The sequence below is a fragment of the Psychrobacter sp. H29 genome (genome assembly GCF_059073055.1).
On record NZ_JCACRY010000001.1, the window covers coordinates 1440208 to 1462764 of the forward strand.

Annotated in this window: 19 protein-coding genes, 1 other RNA gene and 1 pseudogene; 11 read left to right on the forward strand and 10 right to left on the reverse strand. The window is 43.9% G+C overall.

Going from position 1 to position 22557, the window contains the following annotated elements; all coding sequences use genetic code 11:
- Positions 1-246: 246 nt before the first annotated feature.
- The 5 genes from AC5JP1_RS05635 to AC5JP1_RS05655 form a co-directional block, all read right to left on the reverse strand.
- Positions 247-423 carry a YdcA family protein gene (locus AC5JP1_RS05635; RefSeq protein WP_493843473.1) on the reverse strand — a complete coding sequence of 59 codons (177 nt, stop codon included), beginning with the start codon at positions 421-423 and terminating at the stop codon, positions 247-249.
- A 90-nt stretch (positions 424-513) separates the two neighbouring features.
- Entirely contained in the window at positions 514-759 is a 246-nt protein-coding gene (locus AC5JP1_RS05640) for a hypothetical protein (RefSeq protein ID WP_443524460.1), read from the reverse strand.
- A 248-nt stretch (positions 760-1007) separates the two neighbouring features.
- A complete protein-coding gene (locus tag AC5JP1_RS05645; RefSeq protein WP_443524461.1) occupies positions 1008-1259 on the reverse strand; it encodes a hypothetical protein in 252 nt (83 codons plus the stop codon).
- Positions 1260-1635: 376 nt separating this feature from the next.
- Positions 1636-1994: a transfer-messenger RNA gene (gene ssrA, locus AC5JP1_RS05650) on the reverse strand.
- A gap of 85 nt (positions 1995-2079) precedes the next feature.
- Positions 2080-2751 carry an alpha/beta hydrolase gene (locus tag AC5JP1_RS05655; protein ID WP_493843474.1) on the reverse strand — a complete coding sequence of 224 codons (672 nt, stop codon included), beginning with the start codon at positions 2749-2751 and terminating at the stop codon, positions 2080-2082.
- A 395-nt stretch (positions 2752-3146) separates the two neighbouring features.
- Here AC5JP1_RS05655 and AC5JP1_RS05660 point away from each other — a divergent pair, with 395 nt between their 5' ends.
- From AC5JP1_RS05660 to AC5JP1_RS05675, 4 genes are all read left to right on the forward strand, one after another.
- Positions 3147-4511 carry a glycerophosphodiester phosphodiesterase family protein gene (locus AC5JP1_RS05660; protein WP_493843475.1) on the forward strand — a complete coding sequence of 455 codons (1365 nt, stop codon included), beginning with the start codon at positions 3147-3149 and terminating at the stop codon, positions 4509-4511.
- 233 nt (positions 4512-4744) lie between these two features.
- Entirely contained in the window at positions 4745-5521 is a 777-nt protein-coding gene (locus AC5JP1_RS05665; RefSeq protein WP_493843476.1) for a response regulator, read from the forward strand.
- Between the two features lie 16 nt (positions 5522-5537).
- Complete coding sequence (creC, locus tag AC5JP1_RS05670; protein ID WP_493843477.1) at positions 5538-7295, forward strand: two-component system sensor histidine kinase CreC; 1758 nt, start codon at positions 5538-5540, stop codon at positions 7293-7295.
- Between the two features lie 130 nt (positions 7296-7425).
- On the forward strand, positions 7426-7626 hold the full coding sequence (locus AC5JP1_RS05675) for a hypothetical protein (protein WP_493843478.1): 201 nt from the start codon (positions 7426-7428) through the stop codon (positions 7624-7626).
- A gap of 134 nt (positions 7627-7760) precedes the next feature.
- Here the strand turns inward: AC5JP1_RS05675 and aroC are convergent, their stop codons facing one another.
- Entirely contained in the window at positions 7761-8864 is a 1104-nt protein-coding gene (gene aroC, locus AC5JP1_RS05680; RefSeq protein WP_493843479.1) for a chorismate synthase, read from the reverse strand.
- A gap of 159 nt (positions 8865-9023) precedes the next feature.
- The gene (gene prmB / locus AC5JP1_RS05685; RefSeq protein WP_493843480.1) at positions 9024-10196 is read right to left on the reverse strand and encodes a 50S ribosomal protein L3 N(5)-glutamine methyltransferase; all 1173 of its coding nucleotides are present in this window, start codon (positions 10194-10196) and stop codon (positions 9024-9026) included.
- A 359-nt stretch (positions 10197-10555) separates the two neighbouring features.
- Between prmB and AC5JP1_RS05690 the strand changes: the two genes are divergently transcribed.
- Positions 10556-11914 (forward strand): L,D-transpeptidase family protein, encoded by a 1359-nt coding sequence (locus tag AC5JP1_RS05690; protein WP_493843481.1) that lies wholly within the window; start codon positions 10556-10558, stop codon positions 11912-11914.
- Positions 11915-12138: 224 nt separating this feature from the next.
- Here AC5JP1_RS05690 and AC5JP1_RS05695 read toward each other — a convergent pair whose 3' ends face one another.
- The gene (locus tag AC5JP1_RS05695) at positions 12139-12351 is read right to left on the reverse strand and encodes a hypothetical protein (protein ID WP_443524476.1); all 213 of its coding nucleotides are present in this window, start codon (positions 12349-12351) and stop codon (positions 12139-12141) included.
- Between the two features lie 279 nt (positions 12352-12630).
- Here AC5JP1_RS05695 and AC5JP1_RS05700 point away from each other — a divergent pair, with 279 nt between their 5' ends.
- The 5 genes and pseudogenes from AC5JP1_RS05700 to AC5JP1_RS05720 all read left to right on the forward strand — a co-directional run bounded on the left by AC5JP1_RS05700 (position 12631) and on the right by AC5JP1_RS05720 (position 19988).
- On the forward strand, positions 12631-14403 hold the full coding sequence (locus tag AC5JP1_RS05700; protein ID WP_493843482.1) for a TIGR00341 family protein: 1773 nt from the start codon (positions 12631-12633) through the stop codon (positions 14401-14403).
- 205 nt (positions 14404-14608) lie between these two features.
- Positions 14609-17281, forward strand: coding sequence for an alanine--tRNA ligase (gene alaS / locus AC5JP1_RS05705; RefSeq protein ID WP_493843483.1), 2673 nt, complete (start codon positions 14609-14611; stop codon positions 17279-17281).
- 354 nt (positions 17282-17635) lie between these two features.
- Positions 17636-18922, forward strand: a complete 1287-nt coding sequence (locus AC5JP1_RS05710) for an aspartate kinase (protein WP_319050114.1) — start codon at positions 17636-17638, stop codon at positions 18920-18922.
- A gap of 362 nt (positions 18923-19284) precedes the next feature.
- A pseudogene (gene csrA, locus AC5JP1_RS05715) lies at positions 19285-19452 on the forward strand (carbon storage regulator CsrA); the annotation flags it as partial.
- Between the two features lie 161 nt (positions 19453-19613).
- Positions 19614-19988 (forward strand): HopJ type III effector protein, encoded by a 375-nt coding sequence (locus tag AC5JP1_RS05720; protein WP_443524480.1) that lies wholly within the window; start codon positions 19614-19616, stop codon positions 19986-19988.
- Positions 19989-20112: 124 nt separating this feature from the next.
- Here the strand turns inward: AC5JP1_RS05720 and AC5JP1_RS05725 are convergent, their stop codons facing one another.
- Positions 20113-20424 carry a YeaC family protein gene (locus AC5JP1_RS05725; RefSeq protein WP_493843484.1) on the reverse strand — a complete coding sequence of 104 codons (312 nt, stop codon included), beginning with the start codon at positions 20422-20424 and terminating at the stop codon, positions 20113-20115.
- A 52-nt stretch (positions 20425-20476) separates the two neighbouring features.
- Complete coding sequence (locus tag AC5JP1_RS05730) at positions 20477-21481, reverse strand: NAD(+) kinase (protein WP_443524483.1); 1005 nt, start codon at positions 21479-21481, stop codon at positions 20477-20479.
- Between the two features lie 318 nt (positions 21482-21799).
- On the opposite strand from AC5JP1_RS05730, the gene AC5JP1_RS05735 reads away from it, so the two are divergent.
- Positions 21800-22522: a Bax inhibitor-1/YccA family protein gene (locus AC5JP1_RS05735; RefSeq protein WP_058024171.1), complete on the forward strand. Its 723-nt coding sequence runs from the start codon at positions 21800-21802 to the stop codon at positions 22520-22522.
- The last annotated feature ends 35 nt before the right edge of the window (positions 22523-22557 follow it).

Consider the following 22557-nt stretch of genomic DNA (forward strand, 5'->3'; position numbering starts at 1 on the left):
TCTAACAGAGATTTATAAGCCCCCCTGCTGTTAACGCTTTCAACAAGTAATAGTAAAACAAAAAATCCGACCACCTTAAGTGATCGGATTTTTGATATTTAGTAGTCATTAGCAAAGACAGTAAATGAGTGCTCAACTTATAATGCCATCAAAATTAAGTATGGTGCGACATACTTTTGAGCCGGGCGCTATAGCTATTTTTTTAATTACAAAGGTAACAGACGATGCCGAAATGTGTTTGCGTTATTAGCCATTACATACTCTCTTCGACTGGCTAATTTTGCCATTCTTACACACGAACTTGCCACCTTCGCAATGAGACACACCGCCCATTTTACCAGAGCATGGCTTATTCTGAGCATTCGCCTGCATGGCGGGTGCCATGAGTAATAACGATACAATAAACGCTGACCACAATTTCATCATAACACCCTCAATAGTTGCGCAATATAATCGAAAAATATATCACTACAAACGACTCTCATCAACAACTATCTGACTTATGTCTATTACTCAGAAACCAGCTTCATCTTGTGTCAGTTCACTTATCTCGATTGGCACAGCATAAAGCCACGTCCTATCAGCATTACAATAAAACTGTCCCTCTTCAAAATTTACAATACAAGCTGTAAAATCGTTATCCGCTTGGTCATCTAACGCATCTTCATCGCTTATGTCGCTCACTGCACACCATACTTCTTGGTGACCATTCTTAAGCATTGAACGGGTCAACTCGCTTCCTACAACTCCCCTATCCATAATGATGACTCCTACGATGAATATGATTGTTCAGTTAAACAATTGGGATAATAGGAGCAGCCACCTGAATATATCTTAGAGTTCCGATATCCTAACTGTTTCATGCGTGCCATTGTTATTCTACATAAACATCATGACGTCTAGTTAACCGCTAAAGAAGCGACTATAGTAGTCCAAGCGCATCGTTGAATAACTATAAATGCTGATGCTCAGACCCATAAGATCCAACTGTCTTAGACAATAACTGCTTACAGTCCTACTTCATCCTGAGTAAGCTCAACTTTTTTAATCGGTACAGCATAGCGCCATAAATTGCCTTGATCGCAGACAAACTTATCTTGTTCAAAAGATACGATAGTGACCAATAATTCGTAATACCCATTATCGATAGTTGCCATCGCATGATCGTCATTAACATTGCTCACAGCACACCATACGCCAGTATCGCTGCGTTCTAGGATCGCTTGTGTCAACCTACTTCCTTGTAGTTCGATAATCATCTCTAATCCTTAAAATATGACCCGTTGAGTCTCTACTTTACCTATAAATTCACTTTCTGCAATATATTTTTTAGACTCAGAAGTTTTGAATGGCCGTATTAGAGCGCAAATCTCATTACTTAAGATAGAGATTTCGTTGATTAAAATGGTACAACTGACAGGATTTATTAGACCAGAAACTATGCGATTTGATGACTGGATGGCGTGGGAGGGTCGAACTATTTTTGTTAATATTGAGCAGATTTATAATATCCTGTACTACTAGTAAGACCAACATTCTATATAGAGCATCATAGGACGAGATAGAAATTAAAACCTAAAAGACAGGCAAAATAAAGGGCTGACAGTCTATGACGGTCAGCCCTTTATCAATGTTTGGTGGAGATGGCGGGAGTTGAACCCGCGTCCGCCAGCATTACGCTCATGAATCTACATGTTTAGTTTCTGTCTTTAAATTTAATCCGCACCGATCCGACAGTCAGGATGGATTGGACGATTCTCTACTTTTGAACCCAAGCGATTGAGACAATCCCTTGTGGCGAGCCTACATGCGGACGCTTCAACTTAGTTAACCAACTGTAGGTGATCAGCAACTAAGTAAGCAGGGTTTATGCTGCTAGAGCGTAAGTTTCGTCGTTTGCGACTATAACAATATATGTTTGATTAACGAGAGGACATACACTCTCGACATGCATCATTGAGTTTCATCACCAGCGTCGAAGCCAGAACATCCCCAATAAGGTCGCTTATTATATAGGAATATCAGGCAAGTTTTCAACCTATAGTAGACTTGCATTACATTACGTTACAGCTTAGTAGACTAAGCCAAAACCGTATTTAACCATCTACCGATATTTTGAATCTGCGGCATGCAGACTTGATGTGCCATCGGATACGCATTATAAGAGACATTATAGTCTTTTGCCGATAATAACTGCTTCGCTTGCTCACCTAGGATGACAGGCACGACTGGATCATGAGAACCATGCTCAATCAAAATGGGCATGTCTTTATTGGCAGCACTATACTCGATATTGTCGTTGGTTGCTAAGTAGGTAGAAAGTGTCATCAAGCCAGCCAAACGTTCTGGATAGCCAAGTGCCACATGATATGCCACTGCCCCGCCCTGCGAAAACCCTGCAATAACGATATGCTCTGCTAGTACACCGCGCTCCATCTCACGGCTAATCAAATCTTGTATCTGCTGAGCAGACTCTTCAATCTGAGCCACATCTACTTTACGCTCTAGACTCATCTCTATGATGTCGTACCATGCTGGCATCACCATGCCGCCATTTACCGTGACTGGGCGTTTGGGTGCATGCGGAAAGATAAAACGTACTGCCATATCATCAGCCAGTCCAAGCTGCGGTACCACTGGCTCAAAATCATGACCGCTAGCACCTAAGCCATGCAGCCAAATCACTGCGCGATCTATCTTTTTTTGAGAGGGATTGTGTTCAACGACGACTGCGTCTAAATAGTTACTCATAGTTATCCTTAATAATGTAGTGAGATATGCCCTAAGCATTTCTATATTTTTTGCCAAAATAATGTGGGTGTCATTAGATGGTCAATATCATCTGTTAGTTTGAGAGTGTGGTCAATAGTGCAGCATGAAACAGACCATAGCAAAAATGTGAACCCTATAAAAAGACACGTATGACCTTAAGACCGATAGGTTCAATACTATCAAGCTTGAATACTGTTAACTGTCTATTCTTTAGTACATGTGCTTACAATAGTGTCCGCATTAATGCTAAATTCTTACACGGTTAAGCTTTTACAAGAATACATTGACTTTAGTGCTTTTTAGCAAAACGTTATTTTTTTAATTCCTATCCATATAACCGATGGGATTTTTATAATTTTGCAGGAACATTTTACATGACAATTTCTAATAAATCAGCGCTTGAGCTGAGTAAGCAGACGCCGGCCAAGGTTAATAAGATTAATCTTGCCTTACCTTTAACGCTGATCAGCTCATTATTGATAGTAGGTTGCACTGCCGATAGCCACTCAATTCTCACATCAAAAGCATCTTCATCAACTGCACAACTGCAACCACAGTCGTCTTCACCTTTCGCGTATACTTATGGGGTACGTCCGTTTTATCTGATCAATGATATGGACGAAGGACCACTAAAAGAAGAGCTATTGGCGTGCAAATCGCAAACGCCTAGTAAGACAGACTTCTCTATTGCACATCGAGGAGCGCCATTACAGCTACCTGAGCATACTTATGACAGTTATGTGGCTTCGGCACAGATGGGTGCTGGCATCTTGGAATGTGATGTGGCGTTTACCAATGATGGGGAGCTTGTCTGTCGTCACGCCCAAAACGATTTGCACACCACTACTAATATTTTGACCACACCGCTGGCCAAGCAATGTACGGTACCGCCCATCTTAGATGCTAAAGGCAAACTTACCAATGCTGATAGTATCGAATGCCGAACCTCAGACATTAGCGGTGCTGAGTTTAAAACCTTGACGGGTAAGATGGATGCTGCAAACAAAGAAGCAACCAGCATTAGCGAGTATATGAATGCAACCGCGCCGTGGCGAACAGATTTGTATGCACAAAACGGCAAGGTGATGACGTTAAAAGAGCATATCGCATTGGCGCGCAAGCTTGGTATGAAGCACACGCCTGAGTTAAAAGCGCCTGCAGTAGCCATGCCGTTTAATAGCTATCGTTTAGACGACTATCGCCAACAGCTGATAGACACTTATAAAGCTGCCAACGTACCTGCAAGCGATGTTTTTGCTCAGTCATTCAATATAGAAGATCTTGATTACTGGATCAAAAAAGAGCCAGCTTACGGGGCTAATGCTGTCTACCTCATTGATGACAGCAACGAGACCGCTAACGATAAAATATTTGATAAAGATGACGCAACCACTTGGAAGCACTCATTGGCTGATATCAAGGCTCGCGGCATCAATACTATTGCACCAGCGCTTTGGCTATTAGTCACTACCGATGGTAAGGGTAAACTGTTGCCCTCAGCATATGCAAAACAAGCCAAAGCCAATGGTCTCAATATTATTACGTGGTCGATAGAGCGTTCAGGGCCATTAACCGATGGTGGCGATTGGTACTATAGCGGTCTTGGTGATGCTATCAACAATGATGGCGATATGATGAATTATATTGACGTCCTAGCGCAGGACGTTGGTGTCCAAGGTATTTTTTCGGATTGGCCCGCTACGGTAAGCTATTATGCCAACTGTAAAGGTCTTAAATAGGTTTTAGCTTAGTCTGTTAATAGACAATCACGCTTAATCTTTATTATCAAGGTCAGCTTATCCGTTAAGCTGGCCTTTTTTGTTGAATGCATTAAGGGAGTAACGTCATAAACGGTTTACTGAGCACACCCCTTTTCCATTAACTTTTCACACCATTTAACTCGTGGCAGCCAGAGCAACCCACGCTTTTGTGCTACGATAATTTACTAAGCTTATAAGACGATATAGAGACTATGACCCATATTTTACTGGTAGAAGATGATCCTGCTATTGCCATGTCACTCAAAGTGACTTGCAAGCGTGAAGGCTGGGATATGACATGGTTGGATAATGCCAGTAGTGTGTTACCCATGCTGCATAGTGATGAGGCTCGCGACCTATCGGCGATTATTATGGATGTCGGTCTACCAGATGGTGATGGTCTGAGTCTATGTCAGCAAATACGCCATGCAACTGATATCGATACGCTAAAAGATTTACCTATTGTGTTTTTGACCGCGCGTAGCGATGAGGTCGATCGTATTTTGGGGTTGGAGATGGGCGGTGATGACTATTGTGCCAAGCCCTTTAGCCCACGCGAATTGGTTGCACGCTTAAAGGCTATCTGGCGACGTGAGCAGTTACTGGTTCAGCAGTCTGAATCTTATACAACTAATGACAAAGTTGAAAACACGCCCGCAATCAACCTAACTGGGCAGGCACTGACGTTTGAAAATCAATCTGGTGTTTGGCACTATCAGCCGCTTAATTACTCATTGAGATGGCAAGGACAAAAGCTTGAGCTTAGTAATACAGAACGCAAAATCTTACTGTCATTATTACAAGCACCGAACCAAGTGTTTAGTCGTGAGCAACTGCTTAATGCAGTAAGCGACTATCCCGATCATCGCTTGGCGCGCACGATTGACAGTCATGTTAAGTCGATTCGTAAGCAGTTGGCGACCGTCGATGCGAGTATCGATGTGATTCACACACATCGCGGACTGGGTTACGCACTATGTCCTGCTTGATAATGGCTTTGAACCTATGAATCAAAAAGCCGATAACCGTAGTGATAGTAATAGTGACATCAATCGCGATCACAACATCGACGATGATCAAAGCAATTGGTATGCCAAACTACACCCTATTGGTACTGCGCAGCAAGTCCCTAAACGCAAACGACTGCTCAATCTAAGTATCTTCTTTAGAATTTGGTTGGCGGTCGCTTTGGTACTCATTGTCTGCGGTGTGGTTGCCTTTACGCAGTTATTCGGCTACGTCAAGCCTACTGCACAGCAAGTCATTGAAGATACCCTACTAGATACCAGTAAATTACTTGCTGCTAGTCTACAGGTGCCTCTATCTACAGGTCAGCTTTATGATGAAGCTTACCAGGCACAGCTTGATGCTGCGTTTGTTGCTATGTCAACGACTGACGATAGTCTGGGTCCTATCTACCAAACCAAGAACCATACCAGCTTTCGAGTATATGTGACAGACAGTAGCGGAAAGGTCATTTACGATTCGCTCCCCAAACCTGATAATAACGAAGGGCAGAATTACGGACGCTGGAACGACGTCTACCTCACACTAAGAGGTCAGTACGGCGCAAGAAGTACGCTAAAAGACTACCAACGACGTGATGGTTCGGTCATGTATGTGGCACAACCAATAAAAAACGCATCTGGTGACATTATGGGCGTAGTCAGTGTCGGCAAGCCTGTCGCCAGCATATTGCCCTACTTAGACGATACGCGTAATCGCATGCTCATCACCGCGATATTTATGAGCATCGCAGCCCTCATTCTGGCAGGGCTAGTAGCATGGTGGCTCAAACAAAGCATTACCTTAGTCACCCAATACACTAGTGCACTGGCAGAAGACACCAAAAAGCCCTACTTTTATCTCGGTCATGAACTAAACAGCCTGACAGACACAATCGAGTCCATGAAACATCGCTTGGAAAATCGTGCTTACGTCACTGACTATGTGCATACGTTGACCCACGAGCTTAAAAGCCCGCTGACTGCGATACGCGCCAGTGGTGAGCTATTAGAGGATGATGGCATGGATGGAAATGCCCTTGATCATGATGATCGGCAGATGCTCATCGAAACAATAGGTGAACAAAGCATAAAAATGCAGCAGCTTATCGATCGACTGCTATTACTTGCTAAAGTGGAGCAGCCTACCTTTAAGCTCAACCGTCAGCCAACACCCCTACTGCCATTATTGCAGAGCCTGATAAAAGACAATACAGCTAAACAGCAGCGGCAGAACCTTAAACCTATTGATATCTATATTGATAATGAGCAAGTGACCGACAGTATAGACTTGCCAGCAGATATCTTAGCGTCTACTAGCGTGTTCGCTGATGAGTTTTGGTTGATACAAGTGCTACAGAACGTACTAGATAATGCCATTCATTTTGCTGACAGCATTGTTGAGATTTCTTTGTATAGTACAGCGCGGAAGGTCACTATCGATATATTTAATGATGGCAAGCTGCTGCCTGAATACGCTATCGCAAAAGCTTTCGAGCGTTATTTTAGCTTATCGCATCAGAGCCAACCCTCTTACCAAACCGCTGAATCAAAACCGGCTACTAACGCTGGTAGTACGCTCAAAAAAGGTACGGGGCTTGGACTGACTTTGGTAAAACAAGTCATCGAACATCATGGTGGTCAAGTCACTATTAACAACACCCATGCCGACAAGAGTAAAGCTAGTGCTAGTAAACTCAGCACCCATCAAAAGCAACGTTATGGCGTTATCGTTAGCATCACCCTGCCATTGGCTTAAAAATAAACATGTACGGCAGTTCATCAATTTTACATCATGACTGCATATGATTTCTATCTCTTCATTTTACGATAGCGCTATAGGCTGTTGAACAGCCAAATTCGTAAAGCAAATTAGGAGAAGATATCAAATGGCAAAATTACTCACTGACAGCCTTACTATTAGAAATTTAGTAGGTCATAGCCGTTATCATTGTATAGAGATATTATCAAACCAAGGGCTGAGTAGCATTACTTTTGGGCACTGGTTAGCAATTCCCAGTCAGCGGTTATTACTGATCTTTCGGCATCAACAATGTGTGGCTATTGATACGTATCAATTGGCAGCCTAATACTTTGACAGTTCAAAACGTTTATTATATTTAGATATAATCAATATTATAACGAGCCATAAAAAAGCCCTTTATCGCCTCTAGTAATTGGATACTGAAAGCGATAAAGGGCTGATTACTCTACGACGGAAATACTAGGTGATTGATTGCACTGGTGGTTTCACGTCCGCGTTTTGACCGCGGTGACGCAGATAGTGATCGAGCACTACAATTGCTAGCATCGCCTCTGCGATGGGCGTCGCACGTACACCAACGCATGGGTCATGGCGACCTTTAGTCAGCATATCGACTGCCTCGCCTTGCGTATTGATACTCTTACCAGCCGTGGTAATACTAGACGTTGGTTTTAGCGCAATACTCACACGAATATCTTGCCCTGATGAGATACCGCCCAAGATACCACCTGCATGATTGGCCGCAAACCCATCTGGCGTCAGCTCATCACGAGCACTATGTCCGAATTGACCTGCCACGTCCATACCATCACCAATCTCAACCCCTTTGACCGCATTAATACTCATCATCGCATGCGCGATATCGGCATCTAAACGATCGAACACTGGTTCGCCCAAACCTACGGGTACACCGCTTGCAATGACTTCAAGACGGGCACCGCAACTGGTCCCTTCGCGGCGCAGACTATCAATGAGAGTCTCAAAACGGCCAATCGCTTCTTTATCAGCACAAAAGAACGGATTGCTGTTTACGAAGGCCCAATCGATTCGGCTAGGGTCTAGGACATTACTGTGCTCACTACCGATTTGGGTCACGTGACCACGAATTTGTACGCCCAGACGTTCTTGCAAGTATTTCTTTGCAATAGCACCCGCTGCCACACGCATGGCAGTCTCACGAGCAGATGAACGACCACCGCCACGATAATCACGGAAGCCATATTTCATGCTATAAGTATAATCAGCATGCCCAGGGCGGAAGGTATCTTTGATGTCGCTATAATCTTTTGATTTTTGATTGGTGTTACGAATCAATAGACCGATAGACGTACCTGTGGTCTTGCCTTCGAATACACCGGAGATAATCTCAACTTCATCAGACTCGCGGCGCTGGGTCGAATACTTAGACGATCCTGGCTTGCGGCGATCCAAGTCTACTTGCAAATCTTCTGCAGATAACGCCAAACCTGGTGGTACACCGTCAACAATCGCCATAAGGCCTGCGCCATGTGACTCACCGCAAGTGGTAACCGTAAAAACCTGCCCAATACTATTGCCTGCCATAACTATCCTTAAACAAGTAAACGTTACTGATGACTATTTGATCCATCTTTTATGATTAGTGCTTATAATTCTCGAGTACAGATGTCGGTTACGGATATCAGCTGTTATTGTTTAGCGCATTCACTCATACAACCGATATCCATGCAACTTAATGGCTGACTATTGGATACTGTCCAATAGTTGAACAAAAGAGGCAAACAGTTGACGATGTGATACCAGCTCATCATAAGTGATGGCAAACACCCCATGTCCGCCATGAGCGAACTTTAACCAATCGAACTGGATTTCAGGATAAGCTTGTTTTAGTGCCCATTCGCTGTCACCCACTTCACAGATCAACAATCCTTCTGGACTCAGATAATCTGGCGCTTCAAATAAAATGCGATGCACCAAGTCCAAACCATCTTGACCTGCGGCTAGCGCGTGCTCAGGCTCATACAAAAACTCAGGAGGCAAATCTGCCATGATAGCGGCATCGACATATGGCGGATTGGTGACGATAAGCTCATACTGGTTCTCAGCAGGTATCTTAGCAAACAGATCTGACTCAATTACGTTGACTTGATGTCCAAGGTCATGATGATCGACATTGACCATGGCTACTTCTAATGCGCCCTTATCGATATCGACTGCATCAACCAATGCATCGACGAAACGGGTCGCAAGCGCAATGGCGATACAAGCAGAACCAGTACACAGATCCAAGATACGCTCAGGCTGTGACAACTGCTTCACGTCTAAACCATGGTCATAAAACACCGCTGACTGCTCATTTGGACTAACGCCTAGAGGCTTGGCAAGTTCAGTCACATCAAAGTATGGATGGAACTGCTGGCGAATCAACTCTGCGATTGGCGAGCGAGGGATAAGGACACGTTCATCCACATAAAAAGGCAAATCACAGAAGTACGACAAGTTAATCAAATAGCTCAATGGCTTACGTTCAGCGATGCGCTCTTCTAACAACCCAAGTACTGCCTGCTTCTCTGACGTGGTCAAACGGCAGTCTAAAATCTGCTCATTGGCTGACCAGTCCAACGATAGCGAATGCAATACGATGGCTGAGGCTTCTGCAAACTCATCTGTAGTGCCTTGCGCGACAACCACATCATAGTTACGCAACTGCGTGACCGAAAAACGAATAAAGTCGCGGATACTTACCAGTTGCTCACGCGCTTCATTCAGCTCTGCTTGTAGGTTAGCAAATTCATCGTGCTCACCAAGAAGTCCAGTCTCTAAATTATACTCCATCTCGCCGTCTAAGCCCTCAGACTCATCGTTAAAGTATTGGTTTTGAAACTCTTCTGCACTCATTGTTTGGTCTTCTGACATATCGCACCTTATGGATTAACTACATAGCGGATTAAATTGCTTTTTGCTAAAAACTGCTTTTTGCTAAAAGTCGGTTTATTAACCAAAAATTTAATCCTACATTATAGACGTAAACACCTAATAGCGCCAATCAGTGTCGCTATTACTGCAACAAAAAACAGGGGTAGTCTCAGATCATTTGCGTAAGAATCGCGCACCATGCCATACATATATTCGTTAAATTATTACCCAACTGTAGCGAATACGTCAGCAGCTGACGTTTGGCAACCGTTAAATACAAAAACATGTGTCAAAAGTTTGCGATGGCGACAAATTATGCGCATAATAGCCGCATTAGTAGCAACCACAAGTGATTCAACATGATGAAAATAAAGCCTATTATTACTGCTATATCTATTGCCACCATAAGTGCTAGCGTTGCCGCATTGGCTGCGCCTGCTGATGCTACTCGCACATTGCCAGTACGCACATCAGATACGATGCCGAGCCTTGCCCAAAAGGTGAGCTTGGATGTACAAGAAAATCGTAGCAGCTCGTTAGACAGTCGCTTGCCAGCTGACCGTATGACTCAGCTTATTGATTCAAAGAGTGAGCCAAAGGCTGCAGATAACATGAGCGCTGCAGAATTGACACGTAAAGATGAGCAAGCTGACCGTGATGATGATATAACTGAAGGCCAAGCTGTTGCTGCTCCTAGCGATTTGTCATCTATCAATTCATCTGACCCACTTGCTTTTGAGCTGCCAGAGAGTGAAAAGCGTCAAGACTTCAGTGATGATCCAACCATCAAAAGCATTGAAGACAAAGATGGTAAACGACACACCACACTAAACTTATCAAACTATGCTAAGCAAGTGAATAGTGCTGTCTGGTCACCAAACATGAACGTCAACTCAGCAATGACCATCAAAATACAAGCACTACTTGATTGGAACCATGCGTCTCCTGGTCCTATCGATGGCGGTTGGGGCATGAACAGCAAAAAAGCCTTGGTCAACTTTCAAGCGATGAGAGGTCTGCCAAAGACAGGTAAAATGGACCAAAAAACGTGGGATGCCTTAGTAAAAGATATTCCTGCAACCAAACCTGTATTGGTCACTTATACCCTGACTGAAGATGACCTTAATACCAATTTTGCAACCACCCCTTCTGGTTCAGAAGCCAAGTCAAAAATGAAAGGCTTGTATTATCAAGACATCAAAGAGATGTTAGGCGAACGTTTTCATATGGACGTACGCTACCTCGATAAGTTGAATAAGAATAAAGAGTATAAAGTTGGTGAGACGATCACCGTACTGAACAACCGTGGCAAGCTTAACCAACGTATCAACCGTATCGTTGCCAACAAAGCAGATAAGACACTCTATGCATACAACGGTGACAAGCTAGTTGCTACCTACCCAACGACCGTCGGTAGCGATGCCACACCGTCACCAAAAGGGTCGTTTAAGATCATCAACAAAGTAAAAATGCCTTGGTATAAATCAACTGTCGGTGAAGGCGCTCAAAAGAAAGTCCATATGATAGCACCAGGACCGAACAATCCAGTGGGTGTGGTATGGATGGGTTTATCTAAGCCTTCTTATGGATTACATGGTTCACCAGTACCTGAAGGTATCAGTCGCCAAGGATCAGCAGGTTGTGTTCGTTTGACCAACTGGGATGTGTTAGAGGTTTATGCCAATGTCGAAAACGGCGCGGTTGTCGAACTTCAGTAAGTCTGATTGACTATCCCAATCCATCATAAAAATCATGACAAAAAAGACCTCCATCGTGAGGTCTTTTTTATGTCTACTTGTTTTTTCTGCTTATTTATAATATCACTTTCCATATAGTCGCCTTATATATAGCGACCTTTTATAGAATCACTTTGTTGTAGAGCTGCCTTAGAATCAAAGCGTTTTAGCACAGCTTCTCACTTACAAAACGTAGGTCTTATTAACTACGCCTCGTAGCCCTCCTCATCACCCGTAATGTTGCCAATTTTTTTGGCAAAGAACATCGTTACAGGAATAGAAGCCAAAGCACCCACCGCGACCGCTATTTGCATATGAGCGATCTCATCGAACCCCATAATGAGCGTACCAATGATGACAACGCCTGTGGTGACCGTGCCTGCTATGATGTAAATAACAGCAAATAATGACCAATTCATGATTTAATCCTTACTTTTTTTGTGGGTATAATCTATTTATACTTTAATTCCACAATTTTAGTAAGTATTTAATCTGAACGCTTATATCACCTATATCAGATGACTTTTATTCAAAACCATGTTAGCTTTAAGGTTTTAGATGCATGCTAATAAACTGCTCTTTTATCACACGCTTACCTATCTATACTCTCCTTTGCCTAATCGCAAAAAACCTCTATACCTTTGTCCGTTTATCATTACAATAGTGACTTTCTTCATTCGTTGAGAAAGTTATCTGTTATGACCTCATCTAAAAAAAACGTATCTACTGACTCAGCTCAGCAGAATAAAACTTCAGCCAATGCTGATCCTAAAAACAATCAAGATGCTTTGACTGATTCAGTAGCGGATACGGCGATAAGCGACACTGAAATGACCAACATGACTCAAGAAGCACTAGAAAATGAAGATCTAGCCTGTGCTGAAAACCCTGAAGCCAATGTTAAGATAGAGTCAATCAGTGAAGATGTAGTGGTAGCCACGCTGGAGACAACTGAACCTATGTCCCAGTCCAATTCTGAGCAGCCTAACCCTAATAAGCCCAATTCTGAGCAGTCCAATCCTAAACAGCAGAACTATGAAGACTCATCTGAATCCCAATCAGATTTCTTTCAATCAGATGCGGCTGATACATTAGAGAGGAGCGCTCAAGACAAAAAAAATGCTGACATAACAAAGCCAACAGACGACGACCTATCTGTCGATGCTCAACACGCACCCGTAGACAGCTCTGATGAGCAAGCAGACAGTCAAGTGAAAACGAATAATACATTGAAAGATGAAAGTGTACATGAGCACGATAGTTTGCAAAGCGATGATCAATACAATGATCAAAATAACGATCAGGATAATGAACAAGACAACAGCCCTAATATAGATGAACATAAAGAACACGAAAGCGATGAAGAAGAGGTTCAGGAAGAAAAAGAAGCCAAGCTTGAGTCTTATAAGCAGTTTGTCGCTGAGCAGTTCAATAACAAAAAAGTAGATTATCCAGAGGTGCGGGTTAGGATTGAAGCCAATGCACTGCCCAGCAGAATGTACTTCATTATGAATATCCTCTCTGCCATCATCGCAAGCTATGGTCTAGTAACCAACTCAGCAGCGGTCGTGATTGGCGCGATGCTGGTTGCGATGATGCTAGGTCCCATCACTGGCGTCGCGTTAGCGATCATCGACTACCGTATGCCCCTACTACGTAAGTCACTAGTCACCGTATTTCTGGGGGTGTCATTGGTATTGGTTGTTGGATTCATCGTTGGCTGGCTACACAAAGACCAACCCTTGACCGCTGAAATACTATCGCGTACCCAGCCCACCTCTATGGATCTTATGATTGCATTGGCAGGTGGTACGGCTGGTGCCTATGCAATGGTGTCTCCGCATTTATCAGTCGCGGTAGTCGGCGTTGCAGTAGCCACTGCGTTGGTGCCACCGCTTGCTGCTAGTGGTATTTTATTTGCTAACGGTGAGCTACAGCTTGGATTTGGTGCGCTTTTATTGGCAGTAACCAACATCATTGCTATTCAGTTTACTAATGCACTTGTGTTATGGGTTTTGGGTTTTCGCCGCTTGGTCGACAACGACTATAAATCAAACAACTATCTGACTTTTTTGCAGCGTAACGCGGTGACTTTGTTATTACTGGGTGGTTTGGGTACCTATTTGACCATCAACCTACAGACCAATGCCAAGCAGCAGGTGTTTGAAAGTAGTGTGAAAGAAGCTATCAACAGCTACTTTATCGATCAAGGCAACGTGCTGACCAATACTCAATTTGACACATCAGATGAGAATCAAGTCGTGCGTGCAGTCGTGCGCGGTGAGACGACACCAACCTCAACCGATGTCCGTCAGATCGAGGCGGTCATTACCCAAGATATGGCAGATAATTTTCCTGAGTATCTACCCATCAAATTGCAATTACGCTATCTGCCCGTACAAGTGATTGAGTCTGACCCCGTGATAAAAGACAAACTCGATGAAACTGATGCTGCTATTTTGACCAACTAGCTTGTCCATTGGACTGACCTGATTGCACGATTGGCTTGTTTGAACCGCCAATCTTGATGCGCTACCAATCAAGCAGCGGTAAGCATGCGCATAATAACCTAGCAGTTATAACTCTTGTACCAAGAGCTTAGGCGTTTGTGCTAAAATCGCTTGCAAAATTATTTTATGTTATTTACTCAATTCTATCCGTCAGTAAGGAGCCGCTGTGAGCCAGCCATTTCGCTCAGCCGATATTCGCCAAGCCTTTATCGATTTTTTCATAAGCAAGCAGCACACCCAAGTTTCATCGTCTAGCTTGATTCCTCATAATGATCCAACATTACTATTTACTAATGCCGGTATGAATCAGTTCAAAGAAACCTTTTTGGGTATGGAACCACGTGACTACACCCGTGCTGTAACTTCTCAAAAGTGCGTCCGTGCTGGCGGCAAGCATAACGATCTAGATAATGTCGGCTACACTGCCCGCCATCACACGTTCTTTGAAATGCTAGGCAACTTCTCATTTGGCGATTACTTCAAACAAGCAGGTATCGAATATATCTGGGAGTTTTTGACCTCAAATGAGTGGCTAGCCATTGATAAGGATCGTCTGTACGTCACCATTTATGAAACCGATGATGAAGCGTTTGAGATTTGGAATAAAAACATCGGTATTCCAAGCGATCGCATCATTCGTATTGGCGATAACAAAGGTGCGCCTTACGCTTCTGATAATTTTTGGACCATGGGTGATACTGGTCCTTGTGGTCCTTGTACCGAAGTCTTTTATGACCACGGCGCCGATATCGAAGGCGGCTTGCCAGGTACTCCTGAAGAAGATGGCGACCGCTTTATTGAGATTTGGAACTGTGTCTTCATGCAGTTTAATCGTCAAAAAGACGGCACTCTATTACCGCTACCAGCACCCAGTGTCGATACAGGCATGGGACTTGAGCGTATTAGTGCCATCATGCAAGGCGTCCATGGCAACTATGAGATCGACCTATTTGTCCATTTGATGGATGCGGCGGCTGAAATCCTAGAGATTGATAATGAACAGCAGTCATCACTAAAAGTCATTGCCGACCATATTCGTGCCGTAGCGTTTTTGATTGCTGATGGCGTTACGCCAAGCAATGAAGGTCGCGGCTATGTCCTACGCCGCGTCATTCGCCGTGCCGTACGTCATGGCAACAAACTTGGTGCAGATAGTGAGTTTTTCTACAAAATGGTGGCGCCGCTCGTCGCAGAAATGGGCAGCGCTTATCCAGATCTAAAAGAAAAACAAACTGCCATCGAAAGTGCCATTCAAAAAGAAGAAGCACAGTTTGCTAAAACATTAGCCCAAGGTTTGCGTTTGCTTGCCAGCGAACTTGAAGGCTTACAAGATGGCGATACGCTATCTGGTGAAGCTGCCTTTAAGCTTTACGATACTTACGGCTTCCCACTCGATTTGACTGCCGATATCACTCGTGAGCGCGGTATTGTCATTGACGAAGCAGAATTCGATGAGCATATGCAAGCGCAGCGTGAGCGTGCCCGTGATGCTGGCAAATTCGACGTTGATTACAGCAGCGTCATCCAAGTAGAAACGCCAACGACATTTATCGGCTATGAGCAGCTTGAAGAAGAAGGTGTCACTGTTGATGCACTTTACCAAGATGGTAACCCAGCAGACAGCTTAACAGAAGGCATGGAAGGCGTTGTCGTACTTGATCGCACCCCATTCTATGCAGAAGGCGGCGGTCAAGTTGGTGAGCTTGGTGAAATTCGTACCGAATCAGGCGTCTTTAATGTACAAGACACTAAAAAATCTGGTCAGGCGATTATTCATTATGGTGTCGTGACTATGGGTGAGATTAGCCCTAAGCAGACGGCTGACGCTCATGTACTCTCAAGCATCCGTGCCGCTAGTGCAAAAAACCATTCTGCTACTCACCTATTACATGCAGCGCTAAGAGAAGTATTAGGTGATGCGGTTACGCAAAAAGGCTCATTGGTCTCAAGCGAAGTACTACGTTTTGATTTTGCCTACGACAAGCCTGTCAGTGCCGCTGAAATTACGCGAGTAGAGCGTCTCGTCAATGAACAAATCCAAGCCAACACCCCTGCCCGTATCGAGCACATGTCGATTGATGAGGCCATGAACCAAGGCGCTATGGCACTGTTTGGCGAAAAATACGGTAGTGACGTTCGAGTCCTAACCATGGGTACAGACAGTATCGTAGATGGTCAGCGCAAGCCGTTCTCTATCGAACTATGCGGCGGTTTACATGTGCAGCGTACTGGCGATATCGGCGTGCTAAAGATCACCAGTGAATCAGGTATCGCAGCTGGTATTCGCCGTATCGAAGCAGTTACTGGCATGAACGCGGTCAAAAACATGCAGCAAAGCGAGCAGCAACTGGGTGAATTGGCAAGTCAGCTCAAAGTAAAACGTCCTGAAGTGGCGCAGCGTGTACGCACCATGGCAGATAAGCAGCGCGATCTTGAAAAACAACTAGAGCGTCTGCAACAAAAGATGGCCAGTGCTCAAGCAGCTAACTTACTTGATGATGTGCAGACTATCGCAGGTACACCAGTTCTTATCAGCACCCTAAGCGGCATCGATGGTAAATCTATCCGTACGCTGATGGACGATATCAAATCAAAACTACCTGATAGCGTGATTGTACTCGTCGGTGATAAAGACGAGCAGTTGGCGCTCGCAGCGAGCGTAGCGAAGTCTGTCACTGCTAAGATAAAAGCTGGTGATATCATTCGTCATTTGGCGAGTGAGCTTGGTGGTAAAGGCGGCGGTAAGCCTGACTACGCCCAAGGTGGCGCGCCGAAGTCTGGCAACAGTGCAGCGGTTATCAGCGCTCTACCTGCTTGGATTGAAACCCAGCTTAGCTAAGCTAGTGAATATTAGACCAGCGAGTATATTGGTATAGCGCGTCATAATATACCTTATATTTATCGCATAGCTTTACTCGACTACGCACCAAATACGCGATTGGTTATAACCACTATAACCAATCGCCATATATCTAGGCGATACTGAGACTTAAAGTTGTGCTGTAGATATGGTATAAAGGTCAACGTTTGGGCATGTTTTTCGTTCATTAAAGGTAGTAGACACAACCAGATGAACAAAAACCTAGGGCATCACTTTTATAATCTGGCTTTATGTATACAAGCATTGATAGGTCTCACATTGACACTCATCACTGATCATAAAAAGTCATTATTGAATAATAGGTAGATTTTTATGGCGTTAATAGTACAAAAATACGGCGGCACCTCAATGGGCAGTATCGACCGCATCAAAAACGTCGCCAAACGAGTCAAACGCTGGCATGACAATGGTCACCAAGTGGTCGTTGTGGTTTCAGCTATGAGCGGCGAAACCAACCGCTTGATTGATTTAGCACGCCAAATTAGCAACAACCCTGACGCACGTGAATACGACCAAATGGTCTCAACGGGTGAGCAAGTCTCTATCTCACTACTCGCTATGGCGATTAAAGAGCTTGGTATTGGTGCTCGCTCATTTACTGGTCGTCAAGTCGCTATCAAAACCGATAACGCCCATAATAAAGCCCGTATCGAAAGCATCGATGATAAAAACATACGCGAGCAGCTAGATGCTGGCAATATCGTTATTGTGGCAGGCTTTCAAGGTATTGATGAAGCAGGCAACGCGACCACACTCGGACGCGGTGGCTCTGATACAACAGGTGTGGCGATTGCAGCAGCTTTGGGTGCTGATGAGTGTCAGATCTATACTGATGTCGATGGCGTCTATACCACTGATCCTCGTGTGACCTCAAAAGCCAAAAAACTTGAAAAAATTACCTTTGAAGAAATGCTAGAGATGGCTAGCCTTGGTTCAAAGATTCTACAGATTCGTTCAGTAGAGTTTGCTGGCAAGTACGGTGTACCTCTACGCGTACTATCTAGCTTTGATGAAAACACAGACGGCAGCTTTGACCAAGAATTTCAAGACAATGTGGGCACCCTAATTACGATAGACGAAGGAGACAATATGGAACAGGCAATCATCTCAGGTATCGCGTTTAATCGAGACGAAGCAAAAATCTTAGTACGCGGTGTACCCGATCATCCTGGTATCGCCTCTGCTATCTTAAGCCCCATTGGTCGCGCCAATATCGAAATCGATATGATTGTCCAAAACCTATCAGACAATGGTACCACTGACTTTACCTTCACTGTAAACCGCACTGACTTGGACAAGACCCTAAAAGTGCTCAATGAAGAAGTCAAAGACGAGATTGGTGCCAAAGAAATCTCAGGCAATAGCGAAGTTGTCAAAGTCTCATTAGTCGGTGTTGGTATGCGTTCACACGCAGGTGTCGCAAGCCTAATGTTCCAGACATTGGCTGAAAACAACATCAATATCCAAATGATATCGACTAGCGAAATCAAAGTGTCTGTACTGATTCAAGACCAGCACTTAGAAAAAGCCGTCAAGTCACTGCATACTGCATTTGGTCTTGACCGTGAAGACGGCGAAAGCAAAATCGCTGGGCTATAACCCTCAAAAACTGTTAAAATACCGCCTGAGCATTGTCGGTAATTTGTCCAGTGCTACTGTTATATTGATATAATACTCAAATAAAATAGGATCTCTTTAGGTCCTATTTTTATTTTTTGCCCTAGCTAAAATGAGCACTTACCTAATAGTTTTGTGAAAAAACCGTGACAGTATCTGTTATGCCACCTATAATGGGGCTTTCATTTGGGCTAAATGAATCTACCTATCGTTACCGTTATGAGCACGATGTCGAGCATTGTAATTATTGATACATTGCTTGCTTAGTGCTACGGTAATGTTCTGCAATTGAGAAGTAATCTGATGAGTAATAATTTGTTGATGCGACATAAGGAGTGTGACGCATGTTAATTTTGACACGCCGCGTGGGCGAAACGCTAATGATTGGCGATGAAGTCAGTGTGACGGTTTTGGGCGTCAAAGGCAATCAAGTACGTATCGGTGTAAACGCACCGAAAGATATTGCCGTACATCGCGAAGAGATTTATCAACGTATTCAGCATGAGCGCTCTGTACAGTCGCAAATGCAGCATCTTGAGCAAGGCAACTTTTCGCCTTCATTCGATGACGAAGACTATTTCAATCGCTAATCTATAATACTTGATGCTCAGCTGCTATTGGGTATCAATAAGTACTATATTGTTTTTTTAATCTGCTCTGAGGTCATTTATTTATGAGTATCCGCCAATCAGATATATCGGCACTACTTAATGGTTTGAACAAAAAAGCCATTGGATTCAATGATGTCATCAGCTTTATTGATGATTTTTATCGCTATGCGCCTGCCCCTTTCGTTAATGGCATGGTACATAATGCCGCTGGTGAAAACGAAGGTAGTGCAAAGATTTTTGGTTTTGCTAAGCATCATGGTTTGAACCAGCTGGACACGCTAAAACTATTTGGCGAACACTATGCTAAAGTACAATCAACGCCTAATGGTACTGATCACGCCAACATTCGTAACTTTTTGCATTGGGGCTGGCAGGGATTTTTGATGCAGAAAAACCCACTAACGGTTCGTCCTAGTGTCGATACGACTGCAATCTAATCATGTATTGTGATTAAAACACTATAAAGTAAGAAAGCCACGCTAATGAGCGTGGCTTTTTTGTGATGGCTGTATTTATGGCTATTACAGACCTACCTATTTGTAGGTCTATTTATCACAAAACTTATTTATCACGAAATTTGACAGGCTGCACGGCACCTTTAGGGTTCGGCATATTAGGATAATGATGTTCATGCTCGACATCACATTCAGCACCAACCACTGAACCGTCGTCTTTTACTGGTTTGTGGATATAGCCAGTACGTTCAGCAGGCGGTAGATGCTCATGCTCCCATACCATTACCGCTTGCATACAAGTGTCGCGCTGCTCAGCAGTAATTTTGCGACCATCAGGCCATTTGCCCAGCTCAATCGCCATACGGAATTTATCGACTACCTCAGGCGTTAGACTTGCTAGTATTGTTTGTTTATCCATTTTGCCTACTCCACTGCGGTTTTTGGATCATATTTCTCTGTAAAAGACTGACTTATTCATCGTCCATGATATCATCATCGACATCAAGACTGAATTCTTCAGCGTGGACATTCCAGTGTAACTTTGTCCGGCACGCTTCATAAAAATCAAACCCAGGTGGGTGCAACAAAGTCAGTTTGTCAGGGTGCTTACGAATATGTAAGCGTTGCTCTTGTTCGAGCGGTACACTGGGTTTGCCATCTGCACTAACCATTGGCTGCGTACGGTTGTCTTCATGGATACGAATACAGACTTCACTATTACCGCTGACCACAATCGGACGACTAGACAAGGTATGAGGATGCATAGGCACGAGACAAATGGCATCCATACTCGGATGTATGATAGGACCACCACCAGATAGCGCATAGGCAGTTGAGCCTGTCGGTGTTGCTGCTATTAGCCCGTCACTATGCTGTCTATATACATCGTGTCCGTCAATTTTCATCTGAAAATCAATCATATGTACCGACTTGCCAGCATGCAACACGATATCATTGAGCGCCATATCCTCATGGACTATTTTGCGCCCTTCTCGTATTTCCATCGTAAGTAAAAACCGATGATCCAGCTGATAGTCTCCCATCAACACCTGACGCAGTTTAAACGCCGCTTCATCAGGCTTTACATCTGCCAAAAACCCTAAGCGACCACGGTTAACTCCCAATACAGGCACACGGTAACGTGCTAATGCTTCAGCAGCATGTAGTATCGAGCCGTCACCACCGACCACAATAACCAAGTCACAAATCTCACCAATTAAGCCGCGCTTTACGATTTTGACTTTTTCTATGTCTATAAGATCCAGTGTGGGCAAATTGGCAGTTTGCACATCCATGATCAATGTCAAATTCATATCATTGATGGTTTGGGCGATCTGCACCAGACTTTGAGTGACGCTGCGTTTACCAGCGCGGCCCATCAGCCCAATGCGCCTAAAAGCAGGGTTCTTGATAGCGTGGAATAGCTCTGATTCATGTAAGTGTGGCAATCTTGCTGACTGCGCTGAGTTTTCCATAAAACGACTCGGTATAACGGTGAAGTACAGGGCAATGATAGCGATAAATGCGCGCTTAGACTAGCATGTTTCTCAATTATCGTTGTTAACTGTCGTAACTGACCCCATATAAAAGCTATCAAATGACTTACTTAGCCTTACTTGCCTGCCCAATATACGCACAAGCGTGCAGCAGTTTGATACGTGAGCTACTGACACTATTAGACAGCTAGGAAGACAGTCACAATGGCTGTCACGCAAACACAGTTGACAATAATGGCGGTTTTGCTAAAGTAGCTAACATCTCTATTTTCATATTTTATTATTAAGGATTTATGTATGGCCAATCCTATTGTCAGTCGCGCAGAACTTGCGATCGGCGGTAATCCAATGACGGTCAAGGGCGTTATTCAAAAGACCAGCCTGTTACTTGGTTTATCAGCTATTACTGGTGTGGGCTTTTTCTTTTATGCGCTTATGGCAGGTTTATCGCAAGGTTTTATTACCATGGCAGCCTTCGGTAGCATGATTGCTGCGTTTGTTCTTGCCCTTTTTATTACCTTTAAGCCACAAAAAGCCAAGACGTTGGCAGTGCCTTATGCCTTGTTAGAAGGTATCTTTTTGGGCGGTATCTCATTATTTTTTATGAGAATGTATCCGACCGTACCAGTAACTGCAATGTGTGCGACGTTCGTCACAGCAGCAGTCATGTTAGGTCTTTATCGCTCAGGTTTGGTTAAGGTTACTGAAAAATTCCGCTCTATTGTGACCTCAGCCGTTATTGCCATTATGCTGGTATATGTCGCACAATGGGTGCTTTCTCTAGCATTTGGTTCAACACTACCATTCTTGTTTGAAGGCGGTGCTATCGCTATCGGCTTTAGCTTGTTTGTGATTGTTATCGCTTCTTTTACGTTATTATTAGACTTTGACAATATCGATCGCGGTGTTGCGATGGGTATCTCAGAAGACTACGAATGGTTATTCAGTATTGGTATCCTTGCGACTCTAGTCTGGATGTATATCGAATTCATGCGTCTATTGAGCTATTTACAAGACTAATTCTATACATTGTCTGATAGCAATTCTGTATAAAA

Bases quoted from the DNA above. Each gene is read 5' to 3' on its own strand.
- AC5JP1_RS05635 (WP_493843473.1), bottom strand. From the start codon at position 423: ATGAAATTGTGGTCAGCGTTTATTGTATCGTTATTACTCATGGCACCC.
- AC5JP1_RS05640 (WP_443524460.1), bottom strand. From the start codon at position 759: ATGGATAGGGGAGTTGTAGGAAGCGAGTTGACCCGTTCAATGCTTAAG.
- AC5JP1_RS05645 (WP_443524461.1), bottom strand. From the start codon at position 1,259: ATGATTATCGAACTACAAGGAAGTAGGTTGACACAAGCGATCCTAGAA.
- AC5JP1_RS05655 (WP_493843474.1), bottom strand. From the start codon at position 2,751: ATGAGTAACTATTTAGACGCAGTCGTCGTTGAACACAATCCCTCTCAA.
- AC5JP1_RS05660 (WP_493843475.1), top strand. From the start codon at position 3,147: ATGACAATTTCTAATAAATCAGCGCTTGAGCTGAGTAAGCAGACGCCG.
- AC5JP1_RS05665 (WP_493843476.1), top strand. From the start codon at position 4,745: ATGACCCATATTTTACTGGTAGAAGATGATCCTGCTATTGCCATGTCA.
- creC (WP_493843477.1), top strand. From the start codon at position 5,538: ATGAATCAAAAAGCCGATAACCGTAGTGATAGTAATAGTGACATCAAT.
- AC5JP1_RS05675 (WP_493843478.1), top strand. From the start codon at position 7,426: ATGGCAAAATTACTCACTGACAGCCTTACTATTAGAAATTTAGTAGGT.
- aroC (WP_493843479.1), bottom strand. From the start codon at position 8,864: ATGGCAGGCAATAGTATTGGGCAGGTTTTTACGGTTACCACTTGCGGT.
- prmB (WP_493843480.1), bottom strand. From the start codon at position 10,196: ATGTCAGAAGACCAAACAATGAGTGCAGAAGAGTTTCAAAACCAATAC.
- AC5JP1_RS05690 (WP_493843481.1), top strand. From the start codon at position 10,556: ATGATGAAAATAAAGCCTATTATTACTGCTATATCTATTGCCACCATA.
- AC5JP1_RS05695 (WP_443524476.1), bottom strand. From the start codon at position 12,351: ATGAATTGGTCATTATTTGCTGTTATTTACATCATAGCAGGCACGGTC.
- AC5JP1_RS05700 (WP_493843482.1), top strand. From the start codon at position 12,631: ATGACCTCATCTAAAAAAAACGTATCTACTGACTCAGCTCAGCAGAAT.
- AC5JP1_RS05710 (WP_319050114.1), top strand. From the start codon at position 17,636: ATGGCGTTAATAGTACAAAAATACGGCGGCACCTCAATGGGCAGTATC.
- AC5JP1_RS05720 (WP_443524480.1), top strand. From the start codon at position 19,614: ATGAGTATCCGCCAATCAGATATATCGGCACTACTTAATGGTTTGAAC.
- AC5JP1_RS05725 (WP_493843484.1), bottom strand. From the start codon at position 20,424: ATGGATAAACAAACAATACTAGCAAGTCTAACGCCTGAGGTAGTCGAT.
- AC5JP1_RS05730 (WP_443524483.1), bottom strand. From the start codon at position 21,481: ATGGAAAACTCAGCGCAGTCAGCAAGATTGCCACACTTACATGAATCA.
- AC5JP1_RS05735 (WP_058024171.1), top strand. From the start codon at position 21,800: ATGGCCAATCCTATTGTCAGTCGCGCAGAACTTGCGATCGGCGGTAAT.